This window comes from Streptomyces sp. NPDC052023 (assembly GCF_044548465.1).
GTDB lineage: Bacteria > Actinomycetota > Actinomycetes > Streptomycetales > Streptomycetaceae > Streptomyces.
Genome location: NZ_JBIUBW010000030.1, coordinates 1 through 26,479 on the forward strand (window position 1 = coordinate 1; position 26,479 = coordinate 26,479).

General features: G+C 68.5%; 25 protein-coding genes and 1 pseudogene. 14 read left to right on the top strand and 12 right to left on the bottom strand.

Annotated features, from left to right (window positions below; genetic code table 11):
- Positions 1-175: 175 nt before the first annotated feature.
- Positions 176-265 (top strand): annotated as a pseudogene (locus ACIHCM_RS34960) (e9imm peptide); the annotation flags it as partial.
- Positions 266-700: 435 nt separating this feature from the next.
- On the opposite strand, the gene ACIHCM_RS34965 reads toward ACIHCM_RS34960, so the two are convergent.
- From ACIHCM_RS34965 to ACIHCM_RS34980, 4 genes are all read right to left on the bottom strand, one after another.
- A complete protein-coding gene (locus ACIHCM_RS34965) occupies positions 701-1,582 on the bottom strand; it encodes a tetratricopeptide repeat protein (protein WP_399905243.1) in 882 nt (293 codons plus the stop codon).
- A gap of 291 nt (positions 1,583-1,873) precedes the next feature.
- Positions 1,874-2,296: a DUF308 domain-containing protein gene (locus tag ACIHCM_RS34970; protein ID WP_399905246.1), complete on the bottom strand. Its 423-nt coding sequence runs from the start codon at positions 2,294-2,296 to the stop codon at positions 1,874-1,876.
- 335 nt (positions 2,297-2,631) lie between these two features.
- Positions 2,632-2,976: a carboxymuconolactone decarboxylase family protein gene (locus ACIHCM_RS34975; RefSeq protein ID WP_399905249.1), complete on the bottom strand. Its 345-nt coding sequence runs from the start codon at positions 2,974-2,976 to the stop codon at positions 2,632-2,634.
- A 30-nt stretch (positions 2,977-3,006) separates the two neighbouring features.
- Positions 3,007-3,795 carry an SDR family NAD(P)-dependent oxidoreductase gene (locus ACIHCM_RS34980; protein ID WP_399905252.1) on the bottom strand — a complete coding sequence of 263 codons (789 nt, stop codon included), beginning with the start codon at positions 3,793-3,795 and terminating at the stop codon, positions 3,007-3,009.
- Positions 3,796-4,045: 250 nt separating this feature from the next.
- Between ACIHCM_RS34980 and ACIHCM_RS34985 the strand changes: the two genes are divergently transcribed.
- The 10 genes from ACIHCM_RS34985 to ACIHCM_RS35030 all read left to right on the top strand — a co-directional run bounded on the left by ACIHCM_RS34985 (position 4,046) and on the right by ACIHCM_RS35030 (position 11,781).
- A complete protein-coding gene (locus ACIHCM_RS34985) occupies positions 4,046-4,966 on the top strand; it encodes a LysR family transcriptional regulator (protein ID WP_399905255.1) in 921 nt (306 codons plus the stop codon).
- A gap of 606 nt (positions 4,967-5,572) precedes the next feature.
- Entirely contained in the window at positions 5,573-6,046 is a 474-nt protein-coding gene (locus ACIHCM_RS34990; protein ID WP_399905258.1) for a VOC family protein, read from the top strand.
- 97 nt (positions 6,047-6,143) lie between these two features.
- On the top strand, positions 6,144-6,362 hold the full coding sequence (locus tag ACIHCM_RS34995) for a DUF2180 family protein (protein ID WP_399905261.1): 219 nt from the start codon (positions 6,144-6,146) through the stop codon (positions 6,360-6,362).
- 362 nt (positions 6,363-6,724) lie between these two features.
- On the top strand, positions 6,725-7,291 hold the full coding sequence (locus ACIHCM_RS35000) for a dihydrofolate reductase family protein (RefSeq protein WP_399905264.1): 567 nt from the start codon (positions 6,725-6,727) through the stop codon (positions 7,289-7,291).
- A 96-nt stretch (positions 7,292-7,387) separates the two neighbouring features.
- Positions 7,388-7,879 (top strand): hypothetical protein, encoded by a 492-nt coding sequence (locus tag ACIHCM_RS35005; RefSeq protein ID WP_399905406.1) that lies wholly within the window; start codon positions 7,388-7,390, stop codon positions 7,877-7,879.
- A protein-coding gene (locus ACIHCM_RS35010; RefSeq protein ID WP_399905403.1) for an IS5 family transposase occupies positions 7,791-8,620 on the top strand; the annotation gives its coding sequence in 2 pieces (ribosomal slippage) (positions 7,791-8,148 and positions 8,148-8,620; 831 coding nt in all). Before ACIHCM_RS35005 ends, ACIHCM_RS35010 begins: the two co-directional genes overlap by 89 nt.
- 3 nt (positions 8,621-8,623) lie before the next feature.
- Positions 8,624-9,583: a DUF1963 domain-containing protein gene (locus ACIHCM_RS35015; RefSeq protein WP_399905267.1), complete on the top strand. Its 960-nt coding sequence runs from the start codon at positions 8,624-8,626 to the stop codon at positions 9,581-9,583.
- A 367-nt stretch (positions 9,584-9,950) separates the two neighbouring features.
- A complete protein-coding gene (locus tag ACIHCM_RS35020) occupies positions 9,951-10,205 on the top strand; it encodes a BTAD domain-containing putative transcriptional regulator (protein ID WP_399905270.1) in 255 nt (84 codons plus the stop codon).
- A 582-nt stretch (positions 10,206-10,787) separates the two neighbouring features.
- Positions 10,788-11,141: a DUF6193 family natural product biosynthesis protein gene (locus ACIHCM_RS35025; RefSeq protein ID WP_399905273.1), complete on the top strand. Its 354-nt coding sequence runs from the start codon at positions 10,788-10,790 to the stop codon at positions 11,139-11,141.
- A gap of 214 nt (positions 11,142-11,355) precedes the next feature.
- Positions 11,356-11,781, top strand: a complete 426-nt coding sequence (locus ACIHCM_RS35030) for a hypothetical protein (protein WP_399905276.1) — start codon at positions 11,356-11,358, stop codon at positions 11,779-11,781.
- 159 nt (positions 11,782-11,940) lie between these two features.
- On the opposite strand, the gene ACIHCM_RS35035 is transcribed toward ACIHCM_RS35030, so the two are convergent.
- Together ACIHCM_RS35035 and ACIHCM_RS35040 are read right to left on the bottom strand one after the other, a co-directional pair.
- Positions 11,941-15,072 carry an FG-GAP-like repeat-containing protein gene (locus ACIHCM_RS35035; RefSeq protein WP_399905280.1) on the bottom strand — a complete coding sequence of 1,044 codons (3,132 nt, stop codon included), beginning with the start codon at positions 15,070-15,072 and terminating at the stop codon, positions 11,941-11,943.
- 405 nt (positions 15,073-15,477) lie between these two features.
- A complete protein-coding gene (locus ACIHCM_RS35040; RefSeq protein WP_399905283.1) occupies positions 15,478-15,912 on the bottom strand; it encodes a YidB family protein in 435 nt (144 codons plus the stop codon).
- A 311-nt stretch (positions 15,913-16,223) separates the two neighbouring features.
- Between ACIHCM_RS35040 and ACIHCM_RS35045 the strand changes: the two genes are divergently transcribed.
- Entirely contained in the window at positions 16,224-16,376 is a 153-nt protein-coding gene (locus tag ACIHCM_RS35045) for a hypothetical protein (protein WP_399905286.1), read from the top strand.
- Positions 16,373-16,999 carry a hypothetical protein gene (locus tag ACIHCM_RS35050; RefSeq protein ID WP_399905289.1) on the top strand — a complete coding sequence of 209 codons (627 nt, stop codon included), beginning with the start codon at positions 16,373-16,375 and terminating at the stop codon, positions 16,997-16,999. The genes ACIHCM_RS35045 and ACIHCM_RS35050 overlap by 4 nt, the downstream gene beginning before the upstream one ends.
- 72 nt (positions 17,000-17,071) lie before the next feature.
- Here ACIHCM_RS35050 and ACIHCM_RS35055 read toward each other — a convergent pair whose 3' ends face one another.
- The 3 genes from ACIHCM_RS35055 to ACIHCM_RS35065 form a co-directional block, all read right to left on the bottom strand.
- Positions 17,072-17,749: a type 1 glutamine amidotransferase gene (locus ACIHCM_RS35055; protein WP_399905292.1), complete on the bottom strand. Its 678-nt coding sequence runs from the start codon at positions 17,747-17,749 to the stop codon at positions 17,072-17,074.
- 250 nt (positions 17,750-17,999) lie between these two features.
- Positions 18,000-18,629 carry a TetR/AcrR family transcriptional regulator gene (locus ACIHCM_RS35060; protein WP_399905296.1) on the bottom strand — a complete coding sequence of 210 codons (630 nt, stop codon included), beginning with the start codon at positions 18,627-18,629 and terminating at the stop codon, positions 18,000-18,002.
- A 111-nt stretch (positions 18,630-18,740) separates the two neighbouring features.
- A complete protein-coding gene (locus tag ACIHCM_RS35065; RefSeq protein ID WP_399905299.1) occupies positions 18,741-19,616 on the bottom strand; it encodes a GNAT family N-acetyltransferase in 876 nt (291 codons plus the stop codon).
- 392 nt (positions 19,617-20,008) lie between these two features.
- Here ACIHCM_RS35065 and abc-f point away from each other — a divergent pair, with 392 nt between their 5' ends.
- Complete coding sequence (gene abc-f / locus ACIHCM_RS35070; RefSeq protein WP_399905303.1) at positions 20,009-21,664, top strand: ribosomal protection-like ABC-F family protein; 1,656 nt, start codon at positions 20,009-20,011, stop codon at positions 21,662-21,664.
- 122 nt (positions 21,665-21,786) lie between these two features.
- Here abc-f and ACIHCM_RS35075 read toward each other — a convergent pair whose 3' ends face one another.
- The 3 genes from ACIHCM_RS35075 to ACIHCM_RS35085 are packed head-to-tail and all read right to left on the bottom strand — an operon-like array spanning position 21,787 to position 25,506.
- On the bottom strand, positions 21,787-24,003 hold the full coding sequence (locus ACIHCM_RS35075) for a xanthine dehydrogenase family protein molybdopterin-binding subunit (RefSeq protein WP_399905306.1): 2,217 nt from the start codon (positions 24,001-24,003) through the stop codon (positions 21,787-21,789).
- Positions 24,000-24,989 (bottom strand): FAD binding domain-containing protein, encoded by a 990-nt coding sequence (locus ACIHCM_RS35080; protein WP_399905308.1) that lies wholly within the window; start codon positions 24,987-24,989, stop codon positions 24,000-24,002. Before ACIHCM_RS35080 ends, ACIHCM_RS35075 begins: the two co-directional genes overlap by 4 nt.
- Entirely contained in the window at positions 24,976-25,506 is a 531-nt protein-coding gene (locus tag ACIHCM_RS35085; protein WP_399905311.1) for a (2Fe-2S)-binding protein, read from the bottom strand. Before ACIHCM_RS35085 ends, ACIHCM_RS35080 begins: the two co-directional genes overlap by 14 nt.
- Between the last annotated feature and the right edge of the window lie 973 nt (positions 25,507-26,479).

A 26,479-nucleotide genomic window follows, 5' to 3' on the forward strand; every position in this document is an offset into this window, starting at 1 on the left:
GAGGTGCTGGACCGGCATCTGCACCAGCTGCCAGCAACCCCTCCCCACCAGAGCCCGTACGACAACAAGATCGAGACAGACCTAACGGAGTCCTATTAGGGTGAAGCTCTGGAGGGAATCGATTGAGTGCTGTGGAGATGAGCCGCGCGGAGGCGGTCGCCCTCGTGCAGCTATTCGCGACTTGATCTTCTGGCCGTCGGAGCGGGAGCTTTCCGCGGATGAAGTAGTCGATCAGGCGCGAGCGTATCGGCCAATTGCTCTGTGAGGTCGGTGCTCAACTCCGACAGCCGATAGGCAGAGCCGTGCTGATGCCGTGCAGGGGAAGACAGTAGCCGCGCACCCCGGTCCGCACTCATGAAGCATGGCGGCGCGCTGCGCGACTGGTGCATCAGGCTGGACGGGACAGGGAGCGGAATGCAGAGGTGACGGCCGGCTGGATCGCCGGCCGGCCCCCGAACGTGGAGCCCGGTGGGTTCGATGCTCGACGGATCAGGACCGTGCTGGAGTTCATCCGGGGCGCGCTGGAGGCGTAGGGCGCGGCGCACGCGCGACCGCTTCGATGGGAGTTCGGTGATGGCTGGTATGTGCCGGCCAGGCCCGCGATGGACGCCCTCGCATAGCCGAGGAGAGCGTCGAGTGCTGCCTGCATCTTGCCTTCACCCACCGACGACTCCCTACGCCCGCGCCCGGACCGGAAGACTCAACGAAGCCTCTGGTGCCAGCTGTTCGGAGGTCGCTTGCCCTGTACGACATCGATCAGTGATTCCGCCGCGGCCGGCAGGCCCGCGAGCTGACCGGCCTCTCGGATCTGGCTTTCCGTCATGGCACCGGCCTTCGCGAGTTGGATGGCATCGTGGATTCCGTTGCCGTCACCGTGGTCGAACATCGTGAAGTACCAGCGCACCGCCTGGACCGGGTCAGGCTGGACGCCGAACCCGTCGCGGTACCAGCAGCCCGCCGCGTACATGGCCCCCGTGTGGCCCCGTTCCGCTGCCCAGAGGTACCAGCTCATCGCCTCCTCATCCCGATCCACCTCGGAGAGCCGGTCGGCGAGCACGGCGCCGGCCTCGGCGAGGCCCTGCTCCGCGGCACGTTTCAGCAGGCGCAGGGATTCTCCGTCGTCAGCGGTTTGCTGGGCGAGATTGAAGGCCGCATACCTGTCGCCGCCTTCGGCTGCCGCGTGGAACATCTCGGCCGCGGCCCCGGGGTCCTGCTCGACACCGATACCTTCCACGAGCATGTACCCGTAGGTGCGTTGACCTGCCGGATTCCCCGCCTCTGCCGACGCCTTGGCGTACGCCACAGCCAGCGGCAATGCCGACTCGTCGAAGTAGTCCAGCAAGATCCCGGACAACAGCGCGGCGGCCTCCGCCGAGCCGGCATCGGCCAACGGCCGGATCTCGGCGGTTGCCTGCGTGGCCCACTCCGCTCCCGCACGGCTGCCTCGCATGGCGGCCTGGACCCAGGCGTGGGCTGCGGCGACCCAGTCTCCGGTCTGGGCGGCGGACCGGCCCCGATCCAGCAAGTCTGTCAACGCAGCTGGTCTCGGGGCACCCGTCGGCGGTTCGATGATCTCGCGCATGAGCGCACTCTACGATCCTTCCGGCCATGCTCCTTCGGGCAGTCCTCGGCGAAGGACCCCAAGGCCGAGTCAGCTCGGCAGTGGAACCGGCGGGAGCTTCTGGCGCAAGGCGCCTTGTGTGTAGCCGGATCGCCGGGCGGCACCGCCCGCTCCGCGCGCACTCTGACAATCGACCACTGACTCACTGACTGCCGACCGTTCGAGACGGCCGAACCAGCGAAGGGTCGCAGCGAACCGCACCGGTTCGCGGCCGCACTCGCTGGCCATTGACGTCCCGGGGAATCGGCGATGTCATGTCGCCGCCGCCCCGGAGCGCACGCCGGGGCCGGTGTGGGTGCGGCGGGCGATCAGGCAGGCCTGAACGATGTAGAAGGTGCCGCCGGCCGCGGTGTAGTGGACCAGTACGTCGAGCATGGGGTCGTCGGCAAGGGCCAGAGTGTTCCAGAAGATGCCCGCGAGGACGGACAGACCGCCGGAGAGAAGCATCGGCCACTGTTTTCCGAGTTCGACGCTGCGACGGCGAACGCCGACCGCTACCTGGGCGACGCCGGAGATGATGGCCCAGGCGCCGAACACATGGAGCACCGCCGGCACACCGCTGGCCCCCGCCAGGCCGAGGGGGAGAACGAAGAGGGTGCTGAGCACGCCATTGAACATCGTGACGCGGCGTTCGGACCTGTCGGTGCGGGCGCGGTAGTCGATCAGTGACGACACCGCGCTGCGGCGCCCAGGGGATCCTTGTACGCGGCGAACGCCACGGCCCAGCCCACGGCCAGCACACCGCGGCCCAGGTAGAGCCGCATGAGGACTGAGCGGCCGTCGGAGACGACAGGCATGTGGGATGTGGGGGTGAGGGTGCTCACGGGTGAGTCTTTCTCAGATGGCAGATGGCAGATGGCAGATGCGGATGGATGGGGGATGGGGGATGGGGATGGCGGGAGGGAAGCATCGTGGCGGGCGACGGCCGCCGCCGGGCACACCGCTCGGGTGTGCCCGGCAGCGCCAGCGGCAGTGACCGCGGCTGCGGCTGCGGCTGCCGGGTCGGCTCCCTAGGCGGCGTTCGTCTCCGCCTGGTCGAAGAACTTCATGGCCATGAAGCCGTGTGCGTAGCCGCCGCCGGCGCGCAGCGCCGCTGCGATCATGACGGTCTCCGCCAGTTCCTGCTGCGTCGCGCCCGCGGAGTGCGCGGCCTTGGTGTGGGCCTCGATGCAGTACGCGCACTGGGTGGTCAGGGCCACCGCTACCGCCATGAGTTCGGTGTGCTTGCGTGAGATGACGTTGTTGCTGCCACGCAGTACCTGGTTGTCCCAGGCCATGAAGGCCTTGAACGCCTCCGGGGCGCCGGCGCGGATGTGCTTGGCGTACTGATGGTCGTTGTGCTCGTGGTAGGACACGATGCGCTCCTGTGGCGTCGACGGGGCCGGTCAGTAGTTGTTGCGTCCGGCCCTGACGCCGCCGTCGACGTCCCAGGTGGCGCCGGTGATCCAGTCGGCCTGGTCGGACAGCAGGAAGGCGACCGCGGGGGCGACGTCGTCCGGGGTCCCGACGCGGCCGAGAGGGTGGAAGGTGTTGAACCCGTCGAGAGTGCTGTCGATTTCGTCCTTGGGAAGGAAGGCTTCGTAGATCGGTGTGCGGACCACGGCCGGGGCCACGGTGTTGACGCGGATACCGTGCGGAGCGAGCTCCATGGCCAGGTGCTGGGTGAGGGAGTGCAGACCGGCCTTGGCCACGGAGTAGGCCGAGGACGGAGTGGCGGCCATGGCTTGGTGGGCCAGCATGCCGCCGATGTTGACGACGGCTCCCTTGCTGCCGCGGTCGATGATGTTGGCGGTCACGGCCTGGGTGACGAAGTAGAAGGCCCGCGTGATGGCCTGGTAGCGGTCGTAGTCGTCCTGGGTGTGCTCAAGGAAGGACTTGGGCTCGAAGATCCCGGCGGAATTGACGAGAAGGGTGGCGTCGGGGTGCTGCTCGGTCAGGGTGGCGCTCAGACGGTCCACGGCCGCGCGGTCGAACAGGTCGGTGGTCAGAGCGACGGCGTCCCCGTGGACGGCCAGCTCGGCCACCGCCTCCGCGGCCTTCTTCTCGGACCGGCCGGTGACGACGGCGCTGCCGCCGCCTTCGAGGACACGGCGGGCGACGGCCAGACCGATACCGCTGGTCCCGCCGATGACGATGACCTTCTGCCCGGTGAAGTCGAGGGCGTTGCTGGGCATGCTGCTGCTCCTTGATGCGCGTTCTATGCGTGGTTGCTGTGATGTGCAAAACTTCACATATCGGACATCGATGCTCACGGTGAGCGCCGTGAGCCTCAACTCTTGGTGTGCGGTGACGGCGCGGGTTCGCGTCCATCCCGTCCCATATGTCCGGGTGATGCCTATGACTGTAGGGCGCTCCACAGGGGTCCGGTAGAGGATCTGAGTGAATGCGGGTATAGCCTGCGGCTATCGCCAGGAGGAGAGAGCCGTGAATATCGAGGCGCTGCGATATGCCCAGACCGTCTCTCGGACGAAATCCTTCAGTGCCGCTGCACGCGAGTACGGGGTGACGCAACCGTCCCTGTCCAACGGCGTCGCCCGGCTGGAGGAGGAGCTCGGTGTTCGCCTCTTCGACCGCTCACCGCGTGGGGTGAAGGCCACCGAGGACGGCGCACGGATCCTGCCCCTGATCGACCACGTCCTAGGGTCCCTCGACACCCTGGCCGCCGAGGCTCAGCGGCTGTCCAGTCCGGTCACCGAAACCATTCGCATGGGCGTGTCACCAGTGATCGGGTCCGAACTCGTCGCTCGGGCGTTCCGGGCCGCCCGTACCCTGCAACGTCCACGCGACCTCGTGCTGCGGGAGGCGGACCTTGACCCGCTGCGCGCCGATCTGCAGGCGGGACGACTGGACATCGTGCTCGTCCCCGCCGTGCCTGGCATGCCCACCCTGCGGCACCGCGTCATCGCCCGCGAACCGGTGGTGGTGATCGATCCCGCCGTCGACGGGGACGACAGCCCCGTCGAACTCAAGGCCGTGGCGGACGCCGCCTACATCCTCGGGCCCAGTACCTGCGGACTGACCACCTTCACCACCGAACTCTTCCAGACCCACGATCTGGCACTTCGTGCATACCCGGGGGAAGCCGCCAGCTTCAGGGCGGTGGACGAGTGGGCGGCGATGGGGCTGGGCGCGGCACTCCTGCCCCGCTCCAAGATCACTCATGAGCACACGAGTTGTCGTCCCCTTCTCCAGGCGGGAACACCCGTCGAGATCGCTTACGAGGCGGTCTGGGACTGCGACACTCCGCTCGGAGCGGACCTGGACGAATTGGTCACGGCGCTCACTGGCGGCGAAGAGGCCCCACTGGTCGAACGCGACACGGGGTTCCGAGTGGCGGCGGATTAGCCAGGTGCGGCGGGGGGACACGTCTTTCCCGCGGCCTGATGAACGACGGGGACATCGCATAATCGCCCCAGGCGGGGGCCGCGTGCAGAGCCGTTGGACCGGCGCTTGGGTGTGGCCGTGATGGGTGCGAGTGCGCGAGTTCTGCGCGTCGGATTCTGCAGGGAAAGCGAGCGGATTGTGCAAGAACACTTCCCGCCTTGCATGTGAGGGCGCCGACCCACCTTCATGAATTCTGGCCGACGGTGATGGGAGCGACGATTACATATTCCCAAGTGGGTCACGAACAGTGACCTCGTGACCAGAGGTGACTGCCCGCTACGCTCGGTAGACCGGCAGTTCGACTTCGCAAGGTCCATCTCTCCACCATCCATGACGCAACCCGCCTTGGCGTACCGGCCCGAGTGCGAATGAGGACCGCTCCTCAGGGTGCGCGTGCGCCGCGCTGGAGGCACGCTGGAAGGGCGAGTTCCGCCCGTCTGCTGAGATGTCCCCTTGCCCGATGGTGGTGAAAGTCAGTTTGGCAGGTGACGAATTTGGTTTCCTTCCGAGTACTCGGCTGGTAACGCGCGGAATCCGCGTACGTCACAACATAAGGTGTGTGCGAATATGGAGCTGAAGCTCGAAGTCATCATGCTGCCCGTCTCTGATGTCGACCGGGCCAAGAGTTTCTACGAGGCGGTGGGATTCCGCTTGGACGTCGACCACACGTTCAGCGACGACTACCGGCTGGTGCACTTCACACCGCCTGGATCCGGGTGCTCGATCATCTTCGGCAAGGGCACGCTCTCCGCAGCCCCCGGCTCGACCCAGGGCCTCTACCTCATAGTCTCGGACGTGGAGCAGGCCCGCGCGGAGCTCGTCGGCCGAGGCATCGAGGTGAGCGAGGTGTTCCACGACGCCGGAGGGCTTTTGCACCACGGCCACGAGGCCGGAGACGCCGTCCACCGCGGCGCAGGTCAGGAGAGGATTCCCGGTGTACACCCGGACCGTACCTCCTACGCCTCCTACGCCACCTTCAGCGATCCGGACGGCAACGGCTGGGTCCTCCAGGAGATCACGGAACGCCAGCCCGGGCGGTGACACTACGCATGTCAGGCTCAGGGAGTACTTCGACGGTGGGGGGGGGAATGACAGCAAGTCTCGTCAGTAGCTTTATGGTCGAGAAAGGCCGGTCGCCATGAACTGCTACGACTGCGCTACCAATGCGCTCCAACCGGTACAGGCCGTCGCGGTAGCCTCGTGCGCCCGGTGCGGAGCTGGGATGTGCCGCACGCACCTGCATGTCACCAGCGAATCGGTTCCTGGTGTGCCCAACCCTCCACCCAGGCCCGAAGCCCGACGACTCACGTGCGACGTCTGCTTTGCGGCGGAGCGTGCCGCTGCTGGTCTGGCTTGAGCGGCCGCGCACCGTACCCGTCGGTTCCGAGCAAGAGTCGGCCGGCGGCTGGAACACCGTGGCGTGCAACTCGGCGCTCTGTCCGTCCGCATGTGGAGAGTGCGTATGCTGTGACGCGCTGCCGTGACGCGCTGCCGTGACGCTCGGCCCGCCCGCGGACGGGCACGCACCCACGCGTGCCACCCCGCCGCCCGGCGGCGATCGTAACCCCTGGTGGGCGCTGAATCGGTTCGCGACCATGACTGCGGACAGCTGCCCACTGGGCATGCTGGTTCCTCAGGTGAGGGTTTCCGTGAGCCGCGAAGGCTGTCTCGCTCCCGTCATTCGCAGCGCCCTCTCCATCGGTGCACGAGGAGGACGTTGTGGCGCGCAGCGTGACCTATTCGATGAGCGTCTCACTTGACGGCTACATCGTCGGGCCTGACGGCGACTTCGACTGGACGGCCCCCGACTCGGAGGTCTTTCGCTTCTGGATCGACGAGATTCGAGAGGTCGGGGTCCACCTGATGGGACGACGGCTGTACGAGACGATGCTCTACTGGGAGACCGCCGAGCAGGATCCATCGCTCGACGACGCCATGCTCGAGTGGACCGCGCTCTGGAAACCGCTGCCGAAGGTGGTGTTCTCCACCACGCTGTCCGCGGTGCAGGGCCATGCCCGCCTGGCTTCCGGCGGTCTGGCGGAGGAGATCGAGCGGTTGCGAGAGGAGCCGGGGGAGGGCGACATCGCTATCGGCGGTGCGACCCTCGCCGCCGAGGCGGCCGCATCGGGTCTGATCGACGAGTACCGGGCCATGGTCTATCCGGTGCTGGTCGGCGGCGGCATCTCGTTCTTTCCCCAGCGTGAGCGCCGGGTGGACCTCGAACTCGTCGAGACCCGCACCTTCAGCTCGAAAGTGGTCTACCTCCGCCACCGCGTGGCGCGTTAGGGAGAGCCCCGTCAGTAAGTGAAGACACGTACAGCGAACAGGAGCAGCTTCACCGAACTGGGGACGTAGCTCTCAGCATTGCACCACAGTGGTGGCGTGGGCATTTGGGTGAGCATCATTACCGCAGTCAGCGGTCTGCTCGGCGCCGGTATCGGCATCACCGGCTCTCTTCTCGGTGAACGGTGGCGTGCGCGCACATCAGCTGATCAAGAACAACGCGCGGCTGAGCTCCGACTGCGAGACGAACGCAAGGACGTCCTGATCCGCTTCTTCGCGCTCGTCCGAGAAGTCGAGCGGGTCGCGGAGCGTGGCCACGCCGGCGAAGAGGCGGCGGCCGACGAGGTCCGGGACCTGACCAGTCGTCTGTGGCTGCTTCACGTCGAGGTCCACTTGCTGTGCACAGCGCCTACGGCTGATGCCGTCTACACCCTCACCGAGCGCCTTAGAACTCCTAACGAAATGATCTTCGAGGTGATTGGATCACTCTCTGGGACCGTTGATGTGGGAGTGTGGGGTGGCACGGTCGAAGCCATGGGAAGTCGACAACGGGTTGTGGGCGGTGATCGAGCCGCTGTTGCCCACAGTTGAGCGCCGGAGGCGGCATCCGGGACGTAAACGGCATCCGGACCGGCTGATGTTCCAGGGCATTCTGTTCGTGCTGCACACCGGGATCTCCTGGGAACACCTGCCGCAGGAACTTGGCTTCGGCTCGGGCATGACCTGCTGGCGCCGCCTTGCCGAGTGGACCGAGGCCGGGGTGTGGCCACGTCTGCACGAGGTCCTGCTCGCCGAGTTGCGCCGAGCGAATGCCCTGGACTTCTCCTGGGCGGCGGTCGACGGCTCCCACATTCGGGCGTTAAAGGGGGATCCAAGACAGGACGAAGCCCTGTGGACCGGGGCAGGGCGGGCAGTAAGCATCACCTGATCACCGATGCGACCGGCATCCCGCTCGCTGCCACCCTGACCGGCGGCAACCGCAATGACGTCACCCAGTTGATTCCACTCCTTCAAGCCGTGCCGCCGGTGCGAGCCAAGTGCGGCCGACCCCGCCGCCGTCCGGACATGGTGCTGGCCGACCGCGGCTACGACCACGACAAGTACCGCCGGCTGGTCTGGGGCCTCGGCGTGAAGCCGCTGATCGCGCGCCGCGGCACCGAGCACGGCTCGGGACTGGGCACACAACGCTCGGTCGTCGAGCGCGCCTTCGCCCACCTGCACTGGTTCCGCCGCCTGCGGATCCGCTGGGAGATCCGCGACGACATCCACCAAGCCCTCCTCACCCTCGGATGCGCACTCATCTGCTGGCGGCGCCTGAAGCCGTTCCGATAGGAAATGGCCAACAGCGCCGAGGAACTGTGCGCGACCGTCGATGCGGTCAGGTTGTCAGAGGCGGGTGCTCTACTCTTCTGCATGGATTCAGTTGACCCGATGGGCCCGCAGGCAATGCTCTCCGCATTGCGGGATTTCTGTGCCGCGCAAGTCGACGCGGAGGTCGCCGCACGGATCGTCGAGCTCGCCCGGCCAGGATTCGCCCTGACCCCAGCCGGGCCTGGCGAGGCGGCGGGGTACAGCCGTTTCGGCGGCAGGGCTTTGCTCGAGCCCGGCACGCCTTGGCCGACCTGTGACGGCTTTCCGCTGAGCCTGCACGCCGTCCTGGACACCGATCCGCTGGCCCCCTGGCTCGACGGCCTCGTCCCGCCGGGGACCGGCCTGCTCAACTTCTTCTACCTCGACACCCAGTCCAAACAGGCCCACCCCGACGCCTGGGACCTGTACGACAAGTACGGCTTCCGCAACGAGCGGGCGTTGGGCTGCGTGCTCGCGGCTCGTTCCGCACATACGGTCGAGGTGGACCCGCCAGCCCGCGCCAGCGTCTTCGAGCCGACCCCATGGGCCGCAACCTACGGGCTCCTCCTTCCCCACACCTTCGATCCCGTCTGGCAGACCGTAAACCTCGGGCCCGAGCTCGATGACAAAACCTGCGGCGGCAGCTTCGTGTTCCTGGAGGAGATATTCCCCCGATGGTCCGACCGGCCGCACGGCGTGATCGAACCCCCGGGCCCCGGAGACCGCGTGGACCTTGCCTTCGGCCGGCACCAGGGCACTACAAGCAACGGGCCGAACCTGCCTGCCGACGCCGACCCGAACGACTACCATCACCTGCTCCAACTGACCGGAAACGACCAGTGGTACATGGGCGGCGACGGCGGCACCCTGCACTGGGCGATACCCACCGCGGCCCTGCACGTCGGCGACTTCAGTCAGGCCACCCCCACCCCGGACCTATCCTGACCGCTCGAAGATCATTTTGTTAGGAGTTCTTACCGCGGCGGCGAGGGAGCCTGCTGGTGAGCCCATGCACATCCGCCTCTCGGAAGCACGCCTTGCCGCCTTGTCAACTGCCCGCGCGGAACAAGGGATTCGCGTCGGTCCATCCCTCAGCCCGCTGTAGGTCTCCCGTCGAGCGCGCAGGCATCACTCCATGCCTGCATCGCACGTCTGCGCCGCGTACTCGAGCCACAGCGGGCGCCGCGCACGCCTGCGCGGCTGCTGGTCAGCGAGCCCTACGGCTACGCCCTCGCCCTGGAGCAGGACGCGGTGGGCGCCTGGGTGTTCGAAAGCCGGGTGGCGGCTTGCTCGGCCGCGGAGCTGCCCGCTGATGTCGCCGCCGAGGGCCTCGCCGAGGTCCTCGCCTCGTGGGGGCGGGCAGCCGTACGCGGAATTCCCGGACGAGCCGTGGACCGCTGCTGAACGCGCCCGTCTGGAGGAGGTGCACCGCACCGCTCGAGTACGTCTCGCCGCGGCCCGGCTCGGCTGCGGGCAGGCCGCGCAGGCCCTCGCCGACGCGGGCGCGCTGACCCGGGAACAGCCGCTGCACGAGGAGGGCTGGCGGTTGCCGGCCCTGGCGCTGTGAGCCCGCGACCGTCAGGGAGACGCACTGGCCGCGCTACGGCGGGCCCGGCACCTGCTCGGCGTCGAGATCCAGGTAGGGCAGCAGCACGGGCTCCCGACTTACCCGTGGCTGCACCCCGCCAGGAGTGAGGTGGGTATGTCGCCGGCTCACGTCGCGGCCGGCGACCGGGCCGCGAGGAGTGGCTACAACGGCAGACTAGGGAGATGGACTCCAACCTCTACCCTGAACTGGCTGCGTCGGGCAGCCTGGCCGCAGCGCTGGAACACCAGGCGGTCGAACTCGGCGTCGATCTCACCCTGGTACCTGGCGATGGGGGCCCACGGGTGTCGGCCGGCATCGCCTCGTCGGTCCCTGAGCGCAAGCCGCTGTCCGTTCACATCGGGGCCGAGAGCCGCTGGTTCGGTGTCTCCGGTTGGAGTCGCGGAGTCGAACTCATCACCGGAGCCACGCCCGACTTGGCGGATGTCGTCAGGGCTGGAGCGGCGTGGGGGGGCGGGCAGGAGCCTGCGGGAGCTGCGGGCCGAGCTGTCGTTTCTTCGCTCCAGTCAGCGCGCCGAAGCACATGAACGCGGGCCGGCAGCGGTGGTGGAGCTGCAGTGGCGCACGATGCGGGAGCAGGCAGCCGAGGCACCGGAGTTCACAGGGTTCGGTGAACTCGTGGAAGCGGCCCATGCAGAACAGCGGCTGCGACAGCTCTATGTCTTCTCCAGTCACTGGACACTCGGCTTCAGCTCCTGCACGGGTTACCCGTTCCGCGACGAGGTTGCCATCGTGCCGTCACACCATGGCAGCCCGTTCCGCCTGAAGAAGCATCCGCAGTCCGGCGACGTCCTGGGCGAGGCCGCCACGGCCGGGGAAGCCGTCGCGCTGGCGGTGCGCCATCTCCCCGCCGATCTCGGCCCGGCCGTCGCGGGAACCGCCGAACAAGAGGGATGATGCGCGCACCCGAAGCCACTGACCGGCACTGTTCCCGCGGCCGGTGCCAACTAGCAGGGTGTGACCGCCTCCCTGGTAGTCCGGGCGCTGTTGGCAGTCGCATGCCAAATATCGGAAAGCGAGGACAGGGCCGTATGGACCGGTCAGACTGTCCGCGACGCGCCGGGAGGCCGTCCTGTTTCATTCCCATCATCCAGGTTCAGAGAGGAAGTCAATGGTGTCGAGGATCCGGCGACGTACCGGTTTGATGCTCGCGGCAGCGTCGCTCGCCCTGCCCCTGTCGGTGGTCGCGGCGCCGACCGCCGTGGCGGACACGAACTGCGGCAGCTGGCCGGGCAACGGGATAGCCCACCACGACGTCAAGACATTGACCGTGACGCACGGCGGGCGGACGGTGAAGATCGCGCTGGTCAACCAGCGGCTGAGCGACCACTCGTTCGCGGCGATCCGGAGCGGCTACCGGTCCGGCGACCAGACCTGGGTGGACCGTTCCACCGACGGCGGAAGGAACTGGACGCAGTGCGGCCCGTTCAACAGCCAGTTCTCCAACGACCTGAACAACCTGCACTACTCCATGCGGGCATGCGCCCGCTTCAACGGGGCAAGCTTCTGCACCAGTTGGTACTACGACAACGACTGAGCGCACCCCGGCTCGGCGCCCCCGCTTCCGCCCGGCGGACCGGGGGCGTTCAGCACAGGGATTCCGAGCGACCCGAGGTCGCTGCCCGACGGGAGCGAGTCCTGCTGAGGTCGGACACAACCTCAGCAGGCCCGCGTCGCGACTTGACCTGAGACCGGGTCAGGAAAGGGTCTTGTAGATCTGCCACCCCGTACCGATCTTCACGGGGCCGCTGAACGTGCCCCTGCCGGAGCCGGTGAGTCGGTGGAGAGTCCCGGTGGCGTGGCGCGCGACGAGGTCGGCTTTGCCGTCCCCGGTGATGTCGCCGACGCCGACGACCGTGTTGTACGACCCGCCCCAGTTGGCGGACAGCTTCACTCGGGGTGTGAAGGCCCCGTTGCCCCGGCCGGAGTACCGGTACAGGTTGTTGGAGGTGTCCTGCGCGAGGAGATCGCCGATGCCGTCGCCGTTGATGTCCCCGACGCCGACGATCTTCTTGTAGACCTTCCAGTTGTCCCAGAGCTTCACCCGCGCGGACAGCCGGCCGGTGCTGGTGCCCTTGTACAGGTACACCGTGCCCGTCGAGCTGTTCCGGGCGATGAGGTCCGGCCGCCCGTCCTGGGTGACATCGCCCGGTGACGTCATCACGTCGTACTGATTCCAGCCGCTGCCGAGCGAGGTGTACGGCGTCGTCGGCTTCGGAACCGACCCACACGCGGGCTTGTAGAGACGCAGGGTGCCGTCGCCCGGCCGGACCAGCACATCGGCGCACCGGTCGCCGTTGAGGTCGCCGTAGGGCAGCGCCCTGACGGATGCCGGCCAGCCGCCGGTCGACATCGTCGAGGAGAACTTCCCGGCGCCGTCCCCCCGGTGGAAGGTGAGCGTCCCGGAGGATCTCACCGTGAGCAGGTCGCCGATCCCGTCGGGCAGCGTGGAGCCGCCGATGTGGTCCCGCCACACCGTCGTGCCGCCCGTCAGGCCGACCGTGCCCGACTGCACCAGCGGTGCGCCCTGGCCGTCGGCCGGCTGAGCCGTGAGCGTCCAGGTGTAGGCGCCGTTGGGCAGCAGCCCACCGGCCGCGTCACGACCGTCCCACTGCGTCGCCACGGAGTACTCGGCCGGTCCGCCACTGCGCGTGGCCACCAGTCGGCCGGTGGCCCTGTGCCGCACCTCCACTGTCCAGGAGGCCGCCGGCTCGGAGAGCCACCACTCGCCCTTCCAGGTCAGCGGGGTCGAGTCCGTCTCCACTCGGGCGCCGACGCTCCGGTACGGCGAGACCAGGGCGGCCGCGGGGCGCCCGGTGTGCAGGACATGGACGGTCTGACCCGGCGCGGTGTACGCGATGTCACCGTTGCGGGCGTCCATCGCCACCAGGCCGGCACCGACGGTCGCCTGCCGCACCGGCGTTCCGGTCTGGAGGCCGTAGACATCGAGACCCTGCTGGCCGCGGACCGCTATGCGGCCGTCCCCGAGGTAGGCCTGACCGGCGAGGTAGGTGGTCGCGTTGACGGCGGGAAGCGCGAGGGACTTCCGGGCCTGGAGGTCGTACACACCTGCCGCCGACGGAGCGCTGCTGGTCTGGCACCGCCAGTACAACCACTTGCCCACCGCCTGCAGATCGACGATGGAGACGCATCCGGTGCCCACGGTGACGGTGGTCAGTGTGGCTCCGGTACGTGTGTCCCTGGCTGTCACCGTGCCGTTCGGGGTGGAGGTCCACAGCGTGGTCCCCCAGAGCGCGCCTGCCCGGTACGACTCCTTGTGCACCACCTTGCCGGAGTCGATGTCGATGACGCGCAGTTCCCTCCCGCCGCCGACGGGTGTGCCTTCGACCAGCACGAGGTTTCCGGATGCTCCGATGATCCGCACCTGATGGTCGGATTCGTCGAAGCTGTCCTGCAGCCCCGTCTCGCGCGGGGTGCCGGGGAACGCCTCGCCCCTCCCTACGACGAAGAGCGTCGGTTCCCATGTGCCGTCCCGGCTCACCATTCCCCGGTACACGCTCCGGCCGTCGCCGGTGGGGTACAGCTCGGGGCACGACCCGTTGCCGGACGAGCATCTGTTGAGGGGAACAGGCAGGCTACCGATCCGCCGGCGCTCGCCGTACCCGGGCTGGGCTTCGACGAGTCGCCGGTCGTATGCGTGCGTGATCCCGTCGCCGTACTCCAGCGTGCGGACGATGCCGTGATCCACCGTCAGCCGCTGGATCTGCATCGGGACCGGGGGAACACGCAGCACACGCGTCGCGTTCGGTACGCCGTCCGCCCCGGCGGTGATCGCCTGGTAGCCGTAGTCCTCGGCGGACTGGCCGCCGACGAGCTGGACGCCGCCGTCCGGCCGGACGGCGATCCGGTCCGCCACGGCACGGGCGAGCAGCGTGCGTTCGCCGGAGCCGTCGAAGGGTACGGCCACGACTCTGTACTGGGCCGCCTGGTACGTCTTCGTTCCGAACGCGGGGTCGTACCTTGCCACGATCAGGGAGTCGCCGACGACGCCGAGGACCTTGGAGTCCTTCAAGCTGACCTCGACCTCGCGTACGGGTGCGTCGAACCGGCCCTGTTCATAGATCCGTACGCCGCCGGGCTGGGGCGTCACCAGGTGACGAGCCGTCACCGTGGAGTTGCCGTACACCGTGCCGTAGGGCAGAGGCGTGGCGTGGGCGGCGTCCAGGTCGATCCAGGCGTACTGGGTGGTGTCCTGCCCGGGCACCCTGAGCATCGTGAGGAACCCGTGCAGGCCGGCTCGCAGGACGAAGAGTATGGAGGAGCCCTCCGGAAGGCCCGTCACGGGGCGGTCCACCGTGGTGCCGTTGTCGTCGTCGAGCAGATGCAGTTCCGTCCACTCGCCGTCGGCCCTGACCCCGCCCCTGGTCACCACCGTGGTGCCGATCGTTCTGTTGTAGCTCTGGCCCGACGGGACAGTGAGGGTGATGGTCTCGTCGGTGGCCATGTCGCGCAGCTGCACGTCGCTCGTGCCACGGGCAGGGGGCAGCGCCACCACATCGGATGCCGTGCCGTAGTACTCGACGGGGTCGACCGACTGCGTGCCGGCGAGCTTGCGGCTCGAACCGTCCAGGCCCGTCCACTCCAGCCCCCCGGCACCGCTCGGGTCTACGGCGACGTGCAGAAAACCGGAGGGCCCGACACTGGTCACGGAGCCGTACGCCGGGATGACGCGCATGGTCGCGGGAATCCTGGTCTCGCCGAACGTGCCCGCGTCGGCCGAGGCCTGCAAGGAGAGCGGACCTACGGCCAGTGACAGCGACACCACCAGGGCGGTGGCGACACGCGTGCGTGAAAGATGACGAGCCAAGACGGTCCTCCCCATGGAATTGAGGCGGGACGCACACCGTCCTGCGGTGTCCCTGGCCCCCCGGCCGTCGTATCCGCCTCATCGAAATCCAGGTGATCTTACAGTCGCCACCGTGGTTTCGGGTATGGGCTTCCGGTCCCTGGCTCGGCCCGCTCGACCGGAGCAGCCGCCCCCGGACCGGCGGCCGCCGGGTGTGCCCCGACGAGGGCGGGCACGGCTGACGGTGGGACAGGGAAGACAAGCCGTTCATGGCGGCCTGCCGTACCACCACCAAATGGGCTGTGCGCCGCTCTCGATCAGCGAGCGGCGCACACAGGGGAGTCGACGGTGACGCTTGTGACAGCGTCGCCGGCCCTCGTCTTCCATGGAGGACGATACGGCGGGGCGGGCAAGCCCGCGTCGGGGTCAGAGTCGCTGCCGCCTGATGATGTCTTCCAGCGAGCCCGACGGGATGTGACCGTTGGGGGAGAGCTTGTCGACGGCCTGGGGAAGCACCTGGGCGATCTCGTCGGCGGCCTGATGGGGAGGGACGCCCGCTCGCTCGGCAACGTGCCGCAGAGTCTCGTCGGGCAGGGCCTGGGCAACCTGTGCGCCGGTGACGGGCTGGTTCCCACCCGTCCCGACCCAGGACTGAGCCTGCTCGGCGAGGCCGCTCTTGGCCAGCATCTCCAGTAGGCCGGCCAGCGGGTTGTCTCCGTTCCCCGTCGCCTGCGCACCGCCGGCGCCACCACGCATCAGCGCGCCCAGTAGCGCACCGAGGATGTTTTCTCCTTGGCCGCTGCTTCCCTGGCCGCCACCCAGCAGACTGCCGAGCAGAGAGCCAAGATCATTACCCGCCATGGCGTGCACCTTCCGTAAGGGGCGCAGCAATTTCGCACCTCTCCTCACGATCACCGCAGCCCGCGTCGGTCGCAAACGGAGATCCCTGGTCCGGGAGTGCACGAGAGTCACCTGAGACGAGGTGCCGGAATCGCAGGCGCTGTTCACTCTCCTCCGCTGCTGCGTCGGCGACATCACCAGGCGACGGGGCCGCACCGACGTGGTCTCCACCGGCGGCACGGACTTCGGCCCACGCTGGAGCGAAGCCCCCTGCACGTGCCGGCCTTGACCGCATACAGTCAGCGAAGATCAACAGGGGAGGAAACCCGCACGTGAAGCACTCCATCGTTCATCGCGCCGCCACCGCGGTGCTGTGCGCCGCCGCCACCGTGGCAACCAGCGGCTGTAGTTCGGAGGACCGTGCCGAGGACGGCGCGAAGAAGACAGCGTCGGCGACCGGACGAAGCACCCCTTCGACACCATGACGACCCAGCAGATCGACAAGCAGGCCCGGGAAGCCTTCAGGAACGCCACAAGCCTCCGCCTTGCCGGGACGATCAGCAGTGATGGTCAACAACTGGAGGTCGACCTGGCCCTGGACGCCCTCGGCTCCTGCAACGGGGCGGTCGGGAACTCCCTGGGCATCATGCACATCATCAAGAGCGGTCCGCTCGTCTACGTCAAGGCACAGGACGACTTCTGGCGCGCCACCTTCAGCCGCGAGATGACAGCCGAGCAGACCGAGGCGATGGTCGCCCTCTTCGCGGGCCGCTGGGTCAAGCCCCCCAGACTGATGTCGGCGACTGCCGGGCGCATGTGCAACCGCCTCGGCTCTCTGACCGAGGCGCTGAGCCCTGCATCCGGCGGAAACCCCACCCGCGAAGCCGATGCCGTCGTCGGCGGCCGACCGGTCGCCGTACTCGCCGAAAGGACCACGACCGAGACCACCACCGTCTACATCGCCAAAGAGGGCAAGCCCTACATTTTGAAGGCCACTGTCACAGGCGGCAACGAGCCCGCGGACGTCACCTTCAGCGACTACAACAAGCCCGTCGACACCACCCCGCCGCCGCCGGACCAGATCCTCGACCCCACCAAGCTCCGCTGAATCCTCCCGGGCGACGTTCTCCGAACTGGTCACCGCGGCCGGCTGCCGTCGTCGGTCACCCAGGCCGGTGTGTCAGATCGCTTGCGTGGAGTGGAACAGCCGGGGCAGGACGACGCCGCCGACGGCGGCGATCGCGTCGATCTCCTCCTCCGACGGGCGGGTGGATTCCGGCAGCAGGTGGCCGAAGCCTTCGACCGCCGCCGCGTCCACCTCGATGTGGAACTGCAAGCCCCATGCCCGGGGACCGAGCCGGAATGCCTGGTTCGGGTACCGTCCGCTGGAGGCGAGGAGAAGGGCACCCTCAGGAAGCGTGAAGGTGTCCTGATGCCAGTGGAACACCGGCGTCCGCGGGCCGAGGCCGTGGAAAAGGGGATCGTCCTGGGCGGCCGCCTCGAGCGAGACGCTTCCCGGACCGATCTCCGGCTCGGGTCCCTGTGTCACGTCCGCCCCCGCCGCCGCGGCCAGCAACTGGGCTCCGAGACACACACCGAGCACCGGTACCCGCTCGCGCAGCGCTTGCCGCAGCAGGCGGCGTTCGGCGGCCAGGTGTGGGTGGCGTCGGTCGTCCAGGGCGTTCATCGGACCCCCAAGGACGATGAGTCCGCCCGTATCACGCAGGCCTGGCACGGGGTCGCCGTCCCACAGGTGGTGCACCTTCAGCTCCGCACCGGCTTCGGCGGCGGCACCCGAGAGAAGGGCGGGGCCCTCGAAAGGGACATGCTGCAGGACGTGCCACGGACGGTCGGACATGCCGGTCTCCTTCGGTGTGGGAGGGCGGGGCCTGAGCGGGCTGGTGAGGCAGGAGGAGCGGCACCCGGACGGTTCGGGGGACTGGGGACCGAGTGCCGCTCGATCCGGGGTGGCCGAACCGCCCGCGCTTCTTCGCGGGCAGGGGGACCGGCGGGAAGTCGGCCTCTGTGCGGCCGACGGTGCGCCCGGCCAGCCCGGCCGTTGCTTACCCCAGCAGAAGGCGGACCGGCGACCGCGTCGCGGACGCCCCTCAGCCGGCGGGCTGATCCTCGGGAAGGGCGTTGTCGATCAGCACGCGGGCGGCCTCAAGCGCGTCGTGACGCGGGCAGGGGCTGTCCAGCGACGTCGACAGAGCGGTAGCTCCCGCGACGAGGACGGCCAGATGGCGCCCCAGGCGCTCCGGGTCCGCCGCCCCTGCGCGGGTGGAGATGTCGATGAGCAACTGTGTGATGCCCTGCTTGTTCTGCTGGACGAGTTTGCGCACGTCCGGCATGCTCTCCGCGGCTTCGACGGCAGCGTTGTGGAGCGGACAGCCGCGGGTGCTCACTGCCCCCGAAGAGCCAGGGGCTGCCTCGGCGACGATGCCGAACAGGGCCAGCAGCTGTTCCTTGGGCGTGAGATCTTCACGGGTGACGTGCTGATCGATCCGCAGCGCCAGCCGGGCGTCGTAGCTGCGCAGGTACTCCTCCACCAGCGCCGCCTTGGTGGGAAAGTGCTGGTAGAAGGTACGCGTGGAGACCTCGGCGGTTTCCACCAGGCGCGCGATACCTGTGGCGTGGATGCCCTCTTCATAGAAGAGCTTCGCGGCCGCGCGCAGGATGCGCTCGCGCGCTCCCCGGCCACCACGGCGCCGCGTTTGAGGCGCACTCTCAGTCTCCATGGCACAAGTATAACGCTTGCTTTACTTTAGCTGAGGAAGATCCACAGCTTTCCGGTGCGCGCACTGGTGCCGTGAGCGCCCCAGCGGCAATCTGCGGGGTCGCCCACCTGCTCACCTGGGTGCCGGTTCGGCGTACGTGAAGTCGTACGGGGCCCAATCGGTGACCCGACGGTAGCCGAGGCGCTGGTAGAGGGCGTTGCTGGTGGGGTTGCCCGCATCCGTGTACAGCACGATCTCCGTGGCACCCGCGGTGAGCGCGGCGCGGGTGACCTCGGTGGTCACAGCGGCTGCGTAGCCGCGGCCGCGGAGGTGGGCAGGGGTGTAGACGGGGTCCACACGGACCATGCCGGCGACCATCGGGTTCGCGCCGGCCATGGAGACGGGGGTGCCGTCCGGGGTCTCCCAGAAGGTGTACTGCTTCTCGGCGAAGCGGGTGCTCGCCCAGGAAGCGGCGTCGATGGTGACGGTCTCCCCGAGGTCCGCGGCGAGTTCACGGCACCAATGCATGAGGTGCTCGTGGTCCTCGTCGCCCACTGCCCGGCCGTGTCCCTCTGGATGCGGCTCGGGCGGGGTGAGTGTGCCGAGGCGGTAAAGGTGCATCCGTACCCGGAGCGTCGGCGTCGCGCCGGTGTGCTTGTGCCAGGCCATGGCGAAGGCTGTGGCGGTGTCGTGGTCCGCGGTGACGCCGGTGAGCGTGTGGCCCAGGGCGGCCAACTCGGCGGCCAGAGCGTCGGCTTGTTCGATGGAGAGGGGAGTGAGCGTCAGACGGCGGCTCGGCGGCCGGAAGAAGATCGCCTGGGTCTCGCCCTCCGACTCCAGGCGGCCGAAGAGGACACTGCCAGGGGTGTACGCGCTTGGGCTGGTGCGCCACTTCTCCAGCACGGTGAGCGGCGTGTTGTGCAGGACGGGGCGCGAGCAGAGAAAGGCTCCGGCGCGGGCAAGGAGGTCGTCGAGGTCTTCGGAGAGACGCCAGGCATCCGAGTGCATGCCGCATGATCCCGCATCGAACCACCAGTGGGGAGCCGATACCTGAAGACAAGACTCCGTCATCCCCTTTCGCGCTGCCGATCCCGCCTAATCTCACGTGAGTTGTACCTGGTCACCGGGTGGGCCCCGGGCCCCTGTGGGCGTCGGTCATCGCACGTCCACGCGCACGAGCGCCCGGCCCAGTAGGCGCGAAGCTCGAAGTGTCCTCTCCAGGCGCTCCCGGCGGCGTGCCATACGTCACGACTGCCCGCCCTGTGCGGAACGAGTTGAGGCGAGACGATCCGTCTTGTTAAGGTGGGGGCATGGCTTTCCTCTTCTTCGTCTGAGCCCGGGCACGGCCGATGCCGCCGTTTCTGCTGCCCGTAGGCCCTTCGCATGTTCAGGGAAGTCATATGCGCGACCGCGCCCACACCGCTCTGTCCCCCACCGCCCACGCTGCCGTGGCGCAGCTGTCCGTCAAGGACGTCACCAAGTCCTATGGCACCCGGACGGTACTCGACCAGGTCTCCTTCACCGTCCGGCCGGGCGAGAAGGCCGCCGTCATCGGCGAGAACGGCTCCGGCAAGTCCACCCTGCTGCGGCTGCTCGCCGCGGCCGAAGTTCCCGACGCCGGGGAGATCACCGTCAGCTTCCCCGGCGGTACCGGACACCTCGCCCAGACTCTCGATCTCGACGCGTCCCGCACCGTGCAGGACGCCGTCGACCTCGCCCTGAGCGAACTGCGCGACATGGAGCGAAGGCTCCGTGCGGCGGAGGAGACTTTGGGAGACGCGTCGGACGAGGAACTCGCCGCCTACGGCGAACTGCTGATCGCATACGAGGAACGCGGCGGATACGAGGCGGACGCCCGTGTGGATGCCGCGATGCACGGGCTCGGGCTCGCCCGGATCACCCGCGACCGCCGGCTCGGCTCGCTCTCCGGCGGAGAACAGTCGCGGCTCGCGCTCGCCTGCGTCCTGGCCGCGGCCCCCGAACTGCTGCTCCTCGACGAGCCGACGAACCACCTCGACGCGGCGGCCGTGCGCTGGCTGGAGGAGCACCTGCGCGCACACCGCGGCACCGTCGTCGCGGTCACACACGACCGCGGCTTCCTGGAGCGCATCGCCACCACGATCCTCGAGGTCGACCGGGATCAGCGCACCGTGCGCCGCTACGGCGACGGCTGGGCCGGCTACCGGGCCGCGAAGGCGGCCGCCCGGCGCGGCGCGGAACAGCGGTACGCGGACTGGGTCGAGGAGATGACCCGCATGGAAGAACTGCTCGAGGCCGCGGAAAGGCGGCTTGCCACCACCGGCCGTGACCCGAAGCAGGGTTTCGGCAAGCACCGCCGCTCCAGTGAGGCGAAGCTCGGCGGGCAGGTACGCTCCGTCCGGGAGCGCCTGGCGCAGCTGCGACGCAACCCGGTGGCGGCACCTCCCGCACCTCTGCGCTTCACGACGGCGCTGTCGGCGGCGGACGGCGGCCCGGCCCAGGGCTCCCTCGCCGAACTCGACGGCGTACGGGTAGGGGAGCGGCTGCGTCTCGACGGTCTCCTGGCCATCGCGCCCGGCCAACGGCTGCTGGTCACGGGCGAGAACGGCGCGGGCAAGACGACGCTCCTGCGCGTCCTGGCGGGCGACCTGGAGCCGGACGCGGGCACAGCCCGACGCCCCGCCCGGATCGGCTATCTCGCACAGGAACTGCCCGCCCACTCCACGCGGCTTCCGCTGCTAGGCGCGTTCGCCGCCGGGCGGCCCGGACTGCCGGACGAGTACGCCGAACAACTGCTGGCACTGGGCCTGTTCCGGCAGGAGGACCTGCACGTCCCGGTCGCCGCCCTGTCCGCGGGACAGCGGCGGCGGCTGCAGATCGCCACCCTGGTGACGCGGCCCGCGGACCTCCTCGTCCTCGACGAGCCCACCAACCACCTCGCGCTCGACCTGGTCGAGGACCTTCAGGACGCGCTCGCCGCGTACCCGGGGGCAGTGGTCGCGGTCTCGCACGACCGCGGCTTCCGTGCACGCTTCGAGGGGGAGCAACTGGAGCTGAGTGCAGGCCGCAGGTGCTGAACCGCGGGCGCGGGAGGCGGTCGTCGCCCCGAGTTCGTGGACGTGACGACCACTGCGACCCTGGCCGCCTAGGCAGGCCTCCCGCACGACCGCGGACAGGGCGGCCGTGCGGGAGGCCGTTCTCAGAGCATCAGTTGTTCGATGGTCATGGGCAGGGACCGCAGCCGGCGGCCGGTGGCGTGGTGGATGGCGTTGCCGATCGCCGCGGCCAGGCCGACGAGGCCGACCTCCCCCACGCCCTTGGTGCCGACCCTCGATGCGCGGTCGGGTTCGCCGCAGAAGATGACCTCGATGTCGGGGATGTCCGCGTTGACGGGCATCAGGTAGTCGGCGAAGGTGGCGTTGGCGATGCGACCCGTGCCGGCGTCGGTCGCGGTCTCCTCGAATATCCCCTGGCTGATGCCACCGACAGTCCCGCCGATGATCTGGCTCCGGGCGGTCTTCTCGTTGAGGATGCGTCCGCCGTCGATGGCCGTGACCACGCGAGCCACTCGCAGCAGTCCCAGCTGGGGGTCGATGCGCACCTCGACGAACTTGGCGCCGAAGGCCCCGGCGGGTGCCATCCCGATCCTCTCGGCCACGGGCGGAGTGTTACGGCCGTCCGCGCTGAGCTCCTCCAGGCCGTGCCGCGCGAGGATGTCGACGAAGGCCTCGCCCTGGTCCGGCGAGTCGATGAGGGACAGCCGGCCTTCGCCGACCTTCACGTCCTCCGGTCCGGCGCCGCGCAGCGGGGAGGCCTCGTCGTCGCGGACGACGTCGAGGAACTCCTGGATGAGCTTGGTGCAGGCGATCTTGACCGCGCCCGACAGCGTCCCGGTCAGACCTGACCCGCCGGCCATGGGCGCGTACGGCATGTCGGAGTCGCCGAGGTCGAAGCGGACCTTGCCGATCTCCAGGCCGAGCAGTTCCGCCGCGAGCTGGGTCATCACCGTGTAGGTGCCGGTGCCCAGGTCGGCGGCGGCGCTGCGCACGTAGGCCGAGCCGTCGTGGCGCAGCGACGCCCGTGCCTGGCACGGGGTCTGGAAGAAGGGGAACGCCCCGGCCGCCATCCCCCACCCGATGAGCCAGCGGCCGTCGCGCATGGAGCCGATCTCCGGCGTGCGCATGGACCAGCCGAACCGTTCCGCGCCCAGCGTGTAGCACTCGCGCAGCGCGTTGCTCGACCAGGGCAGATTCAGTACGGGATGGACCTCGGCGAAGTTGCGCAGGCGGAAGGCGAGCGGATCCATGCCGATGGCGTGGGCCGCCTCGTCGATGGCGGACTCCAGGGCCCAGTTGCCCTGTGCCTCCGCAGGCGCTCGCATGGAGCCGGGACACGGGATGTTCAGCCGTGCCTGCCGGTCCCGTGTGCGGGCGTTGGGGCAGGCGTAGGCGACGGCTGTGCCGGACGCCACCGGTTCGTAGTCGTCGTCGTCCATGGTCACCGACGAGATGCTGAGGTGTTCGATGGCGGTGAGGTCACCGTCCCGGGTGACGCCGATCTTGATCTGCTGCACGCTGTCGGGGCGGTGCCCGACCGAGGTGAACATCTGCGGCCGGGTGAGTACCAGCTTCACCGGGTGCCTGACCTCGCGAGCGGCCAGCACGGTGAGGATGGTGTGGGACCACACGCGCAGGCCCGCGCCGAAACCGCCGCCGATGAAGGGAACCAGGACACGGACTCCGCTCTCCGGGATCCCGAAGATCTGCGCGATGGATGTGCGCACGTTGTGCGGCCACTGCGTGGAGTCGTGGATGGTGACCGAGTCGCCGTGCCAGGCGGCGATGGTGCCCATCAGGCCGAGTGGATTGTTGGTGTTGTCCGGAGTGGTGTACCGCTCGTCGATCACCACGTCGGCCTGGGCGAAACCCGCCTCGACGTCGCCGCGTTCGTGGTCCTTGCCCCACGGGTCCTCCACGATCTGCGCGCGAGGGTCCTCCGTGTCGAGCAGCGCCTCGGCGGCCGGCTCGTAGTCGATGCGCACCAGGGACGCGGCATGCCGGGCCTGTTCCGGGGTGTCGGCCACGACGACCGCCACGTGCTGGCCGTAGTGCAGGATTCGGTCGTCCTGCAGCGGCGCCGGCACGGACGGCCCGAGCAACGTCACCGGTCCGCGCTCCAAATGAGGGGCGGTCAGGTACGTGATGACGGTGAGGACGCCCGGAGCGGCCTGCGCCTCGGAGGCGTCGATGCTCCGGATGCGTCCGGCGGCGATGGTGCTGCCGACCAGGGCCGCGTGGACCATGCCGGGGTAGCTGAAGTCATTGGGGTAGTTCGCCGTCCCGGTGACCTTCAGGGGGGCGTCGACGCGGTCGATGCCTTCGCCGATCAACGGCGTGCGAGTTTCGACGGTGGTCATGACTGCGCTCCCGCGACGATTTCCAGAGTGCGCACCAGGGTGCGCTTGGCCAGTTCCACCTTGAACGCGGTGCCTGGCAGTGTCCGGGCGCCTTCGAGGGCCGCCTCGGACGCGGCCCGGAAGGTGTCGCCGTCGGCCACGGCCCCCCGCAACACCTCTTCGGCGCCCCAGGCCCGCCACGGAATCGTCCCCACTCCGCCGAGGCCGATCCGGGCCTCGCGGACGGTGTCGCCGTCCATCTCCAGGGCGACGCCGGCCGAGGCCAGGGCGAACTCGTAGGACACGCGATCACGCACCTTGACGTAGTGCGACCTGGTTCCTACCGGCAGCAGCGGGATCTCCACCTCGGTGATCAGCTCACCGTGGTTCAGGACGTTCTCGACGTGCGGAGTGGTACCTGGCGGGAGATAGAACCGAGTCAGCGGAACGGTCCGGGGGCCGTCACGACCCTGTACGTGGACGATCACGTCGAGCGCCACGAAGGGGACCGCCACGTCCGAGGCGTGCAGGGCGATGCAGTGCTCGCTCGTGCCCAGAATGGCGTGCATGCGCTGGATACCGCTGATGGCCGCGCAGCCCGAACCGGGGTCGCGTTTGTTGCAGGCCCCCACGGTGGGGTCGCGGAAGTAGCGGCACCGCGCACGCTGAAGGAGATTGCCGCCGATGGTGGCCATGTTCCGCAGCTGGGTGGAGGCCCCGAGCAGCAGTGCCTCCCGGACGAACGGCAGCCGCTCACGCAGTACGGCGTCCGCCGCGAGCTCCTCCATCGTCGTCAGGGCACCGACATGCACCGACGTGGTGGTGTGCATGATGCCCCGCAGCGGCAGTCCGGTGATGTCGACCAGCCGATCGGGGTTGAGGACGCCGTCCTTCATGAGATCCAGTTGCGTGGTGCCACCGGCGAGGAATGACGTCTGCGGATCAGCGGTCACGGCCGCCACGGCCTGGTCGGATTCGGTCGGCCGGACGTACTCAAAGGGACGCATCGTTACCCTCCGCCACGACTTCGCGAATTGCGGCACGGATATTCTGATAGGCGCCGCAGCGGCAGATGTTTCCGCTCATGAATTCACGGATGTCCTTCTCGGTGCCTGCCCGGCCCTCGGCCTGCAGACACACGGCGGACATGATTTGCCCGGGCGTGCAGTAACCGCACTGGAACGCGTCGTGACGGGCGAAGGCCCGTTGCATCGGGTGCGGCTCACTGTCGTCCCCGAGGCCTTCTATCGTGGTGATCCGACGACCGTCGTACTGGGCCGCGAGTGCGAGACACGAAACGATGCGCTTCCCGTCGACGAGCACGGTGCAGGCACCGCAGGCACCCTGGTCACAGCCCTTCTTGGCCCCGGTGAGCCCCAGATGGTCACGCAGAGCGTCCAGGAGTGTCACTCGCGAATCCAAGTTCAGACGATAGGATTCGCCGTTGACTTCAAGGGTGACGCTCACGGCCGGGAAATCCGGCGGTGCTTCGCTGCGGCGCGCCCTGGCCTTTTCCTGCTTCATAGCGCCTCGATCCGATCGATCCTGGCCATGGCGATATGAGGGGGCGCCTCGTAGCGCGAAGCACCATTAGTTGATGGTAAAACGGCCCACCGGGCCTCGCCATTCATGGCATAGCGGACACCGCTTCGATCTCAGGTGCGGCCGGACGTAACCCGCCGCTGGCCTCCACAGGGCTGCGCAGGTGCTCTTCCGTTGCGCCAGACCCCTGCCGGCACTGATCGCCGAACTGAAGGGTGTCCCAGTCTGTGTTCCGGCGCCGGCGAATCGCCCCGTCTCGGCCCAGTCGCTCAAGCTGTACAGCCACACAGTGGGTAGCCGGTCGATCCCGCAGTCAGGCCGGAGTGGATCAACGCCCCGCTTGGGGACTCTGACGATGGGATTGGAGCGGCTGGTGGGTGAATCACCGAGACCGGTTCCGCAGCGGATCAGAGTGGATGGCATCGTCGTTGTCGTGTGCTCATGACTTGCCTCGTCTTCTCCGCGAGAGCGCGAGTCCTTCATGTGGTTCGCCCAAGCAGGAACGTCGGATGTGGCTTTCGAGCTTCGCCTGTTTGTGGCTTCCATCGGTTGGCCGCCCGACGCCACACGACAACGCGGCTGCTGACGAGGAATCGCGAATGATCGCTCCGTAGGGAATCGACAGCGAGGTCGGTCGTGAGGAATCAGCCCGCAACACATCGCGTTGCGGCACTACAACCGATCTGAGTCGGCGTCGAGGAAGGCAAGGCCCACCACCACTGCGTCGCGATCGACCAGAGCGGCGGCCGGCTGCTACCCCGGATTGTCACCCACGACCAGCCCGAACTCCCCAAACCCCTCACCGACGTCAGGGCTGCCCTTGACGACGAGGTTACCTGGCGAGCGACTTGGCCGACGACGGAGCAGTTCTGGCCATCGCGGTCCTCCTCAACCACGACCAGCCAGTCCGCTGCATCTCGACTGGGCGGCCAACGACCGCGCCTCCCAGAGCGAC

Coding starts and splice junctions, on each gene's coding strand:
- ACIHCM_RS35020 (WP_399905270.1), top strand. CDS start 9,951: ATGTCGCCGCCGAGGGCCTCGCCGAGGTCCTCGCCTCGTGGGGGCGGG.
- ACIHCM_RS34965 (WP_399905243.1), bottom strand. CDS start 1,582: ATGCGCGAGATCATCGAACCGCCGACGGGTGCCCCGAGACCAGCTGCG.
- ACIHCM_RS34990 (WP_399905258.1), top strand. CDS start 5,573: ATGGAGCTGAAGCTCGAAGTCATCATGCTGCCCGTCTCTGATGTCGAC.
- ACIHCM_RS35065 (WP_399905299.1), bottom strand. CDS start 19,616: ATGCACTCGGATGCCTGGCGTCTCTCCGAAGACCTCGACGACCTCCTT.
- ACIHCM_RS35030 (WP_399905276.1), top strand. CDS start 11,356: ATGGTGTCGAGGATCCGGCGACGTACCGGTTTGATGCTCGCGGCAGCG.
- ACIHCM_RS35085 (WP_399905311.1), bottom strand. CDS start 25,506: ATGAAGCAGGAAAAGGCCAGGGCGCGCCGCAGCGAAGCACCGCCGGAT.
- ACIHCM_RS35080 (WP_399905308.1), bottom strand. CDS start 24,989: ATGCGTCCCTTTGAGTACGTCCGGCCGACCGAATCCGACCAGGCCGTG.
- ACIHCM_RS35015 (WP_399905267.1), top strand. CDS start 8,624: ATGGCCAACAGCGCCGAGGAACTGTGCGCGACCGTCGATGCGGTCAGG.
- ACIHCM_RS35040 (WP_399905283.1), bottom strand. CDS start 15,912: ATGGCGGGTAATGATCTTGGCTCTCTGCTCGGCAGTCTGCTGGGTGGC.
- ACIHCM_RS35055 (WP_399905292.1), bottom strand. CDS start 17,749: ATGTCCGACCGTCCGTGGCACGTCCTGCAGCATGTCCCTTTCGAGGGC.
- ACIHCM_RS34980 (WP_399905252.1), bottom strand. CDS start 3,795: ATGCCCAGCAACGCCCTCGACTTCACCGGGCAGAAGGTCATCGTCATC.
- abc-f (WP_399905303.1), top strand. CDS start 20,009: ATGCGCGACCGCGCCCACACCGCTCTGTCCCCCACCGCCCACGCTGCC.
- ACIHCM_RS35060 (WP_399905296.1), bottom strand. CDS start 18,629: ATGGAGACTGAGAGTGCGCCTCAAACGCGGCGCCGTGGTGGCCGGGGA.
- ACIHCM_RS35050 (WP_399905289.1), top strand. CDS start 16,373: ATGACGACCCAGCAGATCGACAAGCAGGCCCGGGAAGCCTTCAGGAAC.
- ACIHCM_RS35075 (WP_399905306.1), bottom strand. CDS start 24,003: ATGACCACCGTCGAAACTCGCACGCCGTTGATCGGCGAAGGCATCGAC.
- ACIHCM_RS34995 (WP_399905261.1), top strand. CDS start 6,144: ATGAACTGCTACGACTGCGCTACCAATGCGCTCCAACCGGTACAGGCC.